The organism is Thermoanaerobaculia bacterium (assembly GCA_035717485.1).
Taxonomy (GTDB): domain Bacteria; phylum Acidobacteriota; class Thermoanaerobaculia; order UBA5066; family DATFVB01; genus DATFVB01.
The window spans coordinates 1-5,345 of the sequence record DASTIQ010000042.1 but is presented as its reverse complement, the minus strand read 5'-3'; the positions used below and the strand labels follow the sequence as shown (position 1 = coordinate 5,345).

Here is a 5,345-nt window from a genome sequence, read left to right as displayed (position 1 = left end):
GTTTGAACGGCGAGATGCCGGACAGCACCGAGCGGGAATGAGCTTCGAGACACTCTTTTCAGACCTCGCCTTGACCTTTCCTTCCGCCGAGATCGAGAAAATGTTGCGCGAATCGCTGCAAGACAACGATCAGTTGATGGTCCACGTTTTCGGCTACAACTCGGCCGCGGCCGTGTTGAGCACGATGCAGGCCACCGGGGGAAATCGAGTCTGGGCGCGCCGACGAGTACGGTTCGAGCATGGCGACGGCCTTTTTCCCGATCTGATACCGCTCGCGAAGGAGATGGGCGCGGTCGTCGTTCAGAATCCCTCGCATCTCAATGTCGCCGCGATCTTTCCCGGCCTCTTCCTGGAGCATGCCCAGCCGCTGCGATCGTTGCTGGCCGCAGGCATTCCCCTTGCCCTGGGTTCGGACGGGCCGACAAATCCCTACTTGAACATCATGTTTGCCTCGACGCATCCCAATCGGCCGTCGGAGGCGATCACGCGCGAGCAGGCCGTGACCGCCTACACGCTCGGGTCCGCCTATGCCGAGTTCGCTGAAAGGGAGAAGGGAAGCTTGGAGGCGGGTAAGCTCGCCGACCTCGCGGTCTTGTCGCAGGACATCTTCACCGTGTCCGCGCCGGACCTGCCGAAGACGACGTCGGTGCTGACGCTCGTCGGCGGAAAGGTCGTCTATGACGGGAAAGTGCTCCAGACCGCACGACCGTCAAAGGGAGAGTAGGAGGGCTGATGTCTCGTGACAGCGGCGGCTCCCTTCCTGCTGCCGCGAGGTCGAGTTCGCCGGATACTGTCGTCGCTCTCCGAAAGACGTGCGAGCCGCGCTCGATCCTCACGGGGTATTTGCGACGGCCGCGGTTCTAGAGAGGTTTCACCGCCGTCGATTCCGCATCCAATAATACACGGGAATCCCGGTCACCATGATCGCGAGGCCGGCGAGCGTCTCCTTGGGCTGCGCCGCGATCGTCGCAACCGCGACGGCGAGCGAGCTTCCGATGAAGAGCAGGGGAGTCCAGGGATATCCCCAGCAGCGGTAGGGGCGATCGGCGTCCGGGAGCCTGCGCCGAAAGACGAAGATCGAGATTCCCGCCGCGACGTAGGCGAGGATGATCGCAAACGTCGCGTAGGTGAAGAGCTGGTCGTATCGTCCCGAGAGGCAGAGGATCGAGGTCCACAGCGCGAAGATCGCGATCGAGAGAGCCGGCGTCCGGAACCGCGGGTGGACACGCCCGAGTTTCGCGGGAAGGAATCCGTCGCGGGCCATCGCGTAGGCGATCCGGGCCGGAGGAACGACCGCCGCCGATGCGGAGCCGATCGCCATGGCGACGATCGCCCCCGACAACAGGAGGGTCGCTCCCGCGCCGAAGAGGGCGAGCGACGCGACCTGCGCCGGCCGCGCCGCGGCGCCGAGTTCGGCGACGGACATCGTCCTCAGGAACGCGACGTTCACGCCGAGGTAAAGCACGATCACGATCCCCGTTCCCGAGATCAGGCCGAGCGGGATGTTCCGCCGGGGACGTTCGACCTCGCCCGAGGCCGTCAGCGCTTCGGTCCATCCGGCGTAGCTGAACAGCACGGCGATCATCGTACCGGCGAACGCCCCCGCCGACACGGGGCGGGAAGGGGAAGTCTTCGCGGCGCCGTGGGCGGCGATCCCGCCGATCGACAGCACGAGCATCGCCAGGATGATCACGGACGAGAAGGCCCCCTGGATGCGAACTCCCTCGCGCACGCCGAGGATGTGCGTCGCCGACAGGACCGCCACCGCGCCGATCGCCACGACCTGCCCGGTCGATACCGGCAGGGAACCGATGCGAAAGGCGACGACGTGCGAGCCGATCCGGGGGAAGAAGACGCCGAGGTACTCCGCCAGTCCCACGGTGATCGCCGCCATCGCTCCCGTGTCGATGACGAAACAGGCGATCCACCCGTAGAGGAACGCGGGGAGGTCGCCGTACGCCTCGCGGAGATAGGCGTACGTTCCTCCCGCCTCGGGAAACAGGGCGCCGAGCTCCGCATAGACGAGGCCGCCGGCGATCGTGAGGATTCCTCCCGTGATCCAGGCCGCGAGGATCCATCGCAGGTCGGGGATCTGGCGGGCGATCGCGGCCGGCGTGAGGAAGATTCCGCCGCCGATCGTGGTGCCCGCGGCGAGGAGCATCAGGTCCCGCGCCCCGAGGCGTCGGGCGAGATCGGGCGGCTTCGATCCCGCCGCCGATTCCGGCCTCGAAGGGGAGGACATTCGGCGGATCATCGCACGGCGGCCGGTGTATTCTTTCGGGAAACACCCTTTCGGCCGGGTCAGCGGCGTGGAGGGCTCGTGACTCTGGCGGCGGGTACTCGGCTCGGCAACTACGAGGTCATCGGCCTTCTCGGAGTCGGGGGCATGGGGGAGGTGTACCGGGCGCACGACACGAAACTCGGGCGGGAGGTCGCGCTGAAGGTCCTTCCCGAGGCCGTCGGCCGCGACCCGGGCCGGGTTTTGCGGTTCGAGCGCGAGGCGCGGCTCCTCGCGTCGGTGAATCACCCGGGAATCGCGGCGATCTACGGCGCGGAGGAATCGGGAGAGACGCGCTACCTCGTCCTCGAGCTCGTCGCTGGCGAGACGCTGACCGAGCGTCTCCGGGGCACGCTCGGCCCGACCGAGGCGCTCCGGATCGCCCGCCAGATCGCCGAGGCGCTCGAGGCGGCCCACGATCGCGGCATCATCCACCGCGATCTCAAGCCCTCCAACGTGATGGTCACGCCGCAGGGCCGCGTGAAGATCCTCGACCTCGGGCTCGCCAAGATGATGGGGAACCTGAAGTCGGACGACGCGCGCTCGCAGGAGATGACCGCGCCTCCGATGGAGGATACGCGTCCCGGCGTGATTCTCGGGACGGTCGAGTTCATGAGCCCGGAGCAGGCACGGGGAAAGGCGATCGACAAGAGGACGGACATCTGGGCCTTCGGATGCATCCTGTTCGAATGCTTCTCGGGGCGGCGGTGTTTCGCGGGGGAATCGGTCTCCGACGCGATCGCGTCGATCCTCCTCCGGGAACCCGACTGGGCGGCGCTTCCCGCCGACACGCCGCCGGCGATCCGCGAGCTCCTGCAGCGGTGCCTGCAGAAGGACCCGAATCATCGCCTCAGGGACATCGGCGACGCGCGGCTCGCGATCGAGGAAGTGCTCGCCGGGATCGAGCCGCGGCGATCGTCGGCGAGCGGCATGCGTCCGGCAAGCCCGGCGGGGAATCGCGGCCGGCTTCTCGCCGCCGCCGCCGTGGCGGCGGCCGCGGTCATCGCGATCGCCGCCGCGCTCGCCTACCGGTCCGCGCACTCCGCGCGTTCTCCCGAACCGGCCGGCAAGCGCCTCGTCGCGATCCTTCCGTTCCGGGACCTCTCGAACGTGCGCGACGGGAACCTGATCGGCGAAGGCCTCGTCGAAACGGTGTCGGCGCGGCTGGGAGGAACGACGGGCGTGCAGGTCGTCTCACCCGCGGCCGTCGTCGCCGCCTCCACGAACGACTCCGACTCGGCGCGCGTCGCGAAGAGCCTGGGCGCGTCGGTCTACCTGCGCGGGTCGGTTCAGCGCAGCAACGACCGCGTGCGGATCACCTACTCGCTCTGGGATGCGAGACGCGGCGTCGAGCTCGCGGGCGGAACCCTCGACGGCACCGCCGCGGACCTCTTCGAGCTCCAGGACCGGCTCGTCGCGCGCGTGAGCGCCGCGCAGGCGACGCCGATGACGGGGCGCATTCCCGAGCCCGGTCTCGACTCCGGCGACGAGCAGGAGCGCTACTTGAAAGCGGTGGGCCTCCTCCAGCACTACAACACGAAGGCGTCGGTCGACGAGGCCGTCGCGATCCTGGAGCCCCTCTCGCGCGACGCGCCGAAATCTCCGTACGTCCTGGCGTCGCTCGCGCGCGGTTACCTGGACCTCTACGACCTCGTCCACGATCCTTCGATGGTGACGAAGGCGGAGGACTTCGCGGCGCGCGCCCGCGGAGTCTCCCCCGCGCTCGTCGAGGTGGACGTCACCCTGGGCGAGCTTCGATTGCGCTCCGGCAACCCCGCGGGGGCGCTCGAGTCGTTCCGGCAGGCGCTCGCCACCTCTCCCACGAATTTCGACGCGCGGCTCGGGCTCGCTCGCGCGCTCGGCGCCGCCGGCAACGTCGTCGAAGCGGAGAACGCCTTCCGGCAGGCGATCGAGCTCCAGCCGACCTACTGGGGCGGCTACAGCAAGTTCGCCGGGTTCTATTCCGCGCACGGGCGATACCGCGAAGCGGCCGCGATGTTCCGGCGCGTGACCGAGCTCAACCCGAACGACGCGCTGGCCTTCAGCAACCTCGGCGCGGTCGAGGAGCTGCAGGGCGACCTCGTGTCGGCCCGCGCCTCGTTCCAGAAGTCGCTTTCGCTTTCCCCGACCGATACGGCGTGGGCGAACCTCGGGACCGCGGAGTTTTTTCTGGGCGACTTTCCCAGGGCGGCGGCGGCGTTCGACCAGGCCGTTCGCGTCAATCCCCGGAATTACCAGCTCTGGTCGAACCTCGGCGACGCGCGGCGGTGGTCCCCCGGCCTGCGGCCGAGCGCGGCCGAGGCCTATGCCCGGGCGGTCGAGCTCGCCCGCAAGGAGCTCGCCGTCAACCCCAGGCAGGCGATCGTCCATTCGACCCTGGCGCTCTGTTTCGCCAAGACCGGGAAGCTGCCCGAAGCCGTCGGAGAGGCGGCCGAATCGATCCGCCTCGAACCCGACAACCCGGAAATTCTGTACAATGCGGGCATCGTTTCCAATCTGGCGGGACGGAGCCAGGAGGCCGTCGACCGGCTGCGCCGGGCGATCGCGGCCGGTTATCCACTCGGGTTCGTCGAGCATGAGCCGGAGATCGCGAATCTGCGGTCGGCCGGGAAATTGAAACCGTAGGAGAAGAGATGAATCGATCGAAGGTCCTGGGCGCGGTCCTGGTTTCCGGATTGATGGCGGCGGTCTGCGCCGCGCAAACCGATACGAATACCGCGCAGACGGCGCCGGCGACCGGCACGGCGACGACGGCGCCCCAGACGCCGCCCACGACGCAAACCGCCCCGTCGGCCACGGCGACTCCCTGCACGAACCAGCCGATGAACCACAAGATCGAGGTCACGGCGGATTCGGTCACGTGCAAGGAGGCGCACGTCTCGAAGAAGCAGCAGAACACGATCCGGTGGACGTCTCCGAAGGGGACGACGCTCTCGATCGTCTTCGACAAGGAAGTCCCGTTCCATTCCCTCTCGTGCAGGGGGAACGCGTGCAAGGCCAAAGGGGTGAAGTCGCTGCCCGACGACTCGGCGTGGTCGTACGAGGCGGCGATCGACGGCGTGAAGAC

General features: G+C 68.1%; 4 protein-coding genes. 3 read left to right on the top strand and 1 reads right to left on the bottom strand.

What is annotated here, in order from left to right; all coding sequences use genetic code 11:
* Window positions 1-724, top strand: a 724-nt coding sequence (locus VFS34_02200; GenBank protein HET9793246.1) for an amidohydrolase family protein, incomplete at its 5' end; no start/stop codon positions are given.
* A 147-nt stretch (window positions 725-871) separates the two neighbouring features.
* On the opposite strand, the gene VFS34_02195 is transcribed toward VFS34_02200, so the two are convergent.
* Window positions 872-2,242, bottom strand: a complete 1,371-nt coding sequence (locus VFS34_02195) for an amino acid permease (GenBank protein ID HET9793245.1) — start codon at window positions 2,240-2,242, stop codon at window positions 872-874.
* A 78-nt stretch (window positions 2,243-2,320) separates the two neighbouring features.
* Here VFS34_02195 and VFS34_02190 point away from each other — a divergent pair, with 78 nt between their 5' ends.
* The gene (locus VFS34_02190) at window positions 2,321-4,903 is read left to right on the top strand and encodes a protein kinase (GenBank protein HET9793244.1); all 2,583 of its coding nucleotides are present in this window, start codon (window positions 2,321-2,323) and stop codon (window positions 4,901-4,903) included.
* 8 nt (window positions 4,904-4,911) lie between these two features.
* Window positions 4,912-5,345, top strand: a 434-nt coding sequence (locus tag VFS34_02185) for a hypothetical protein (GenBank protein ID HET9793243.1), incomplete at its 3' end; no start/stop codon positions are given.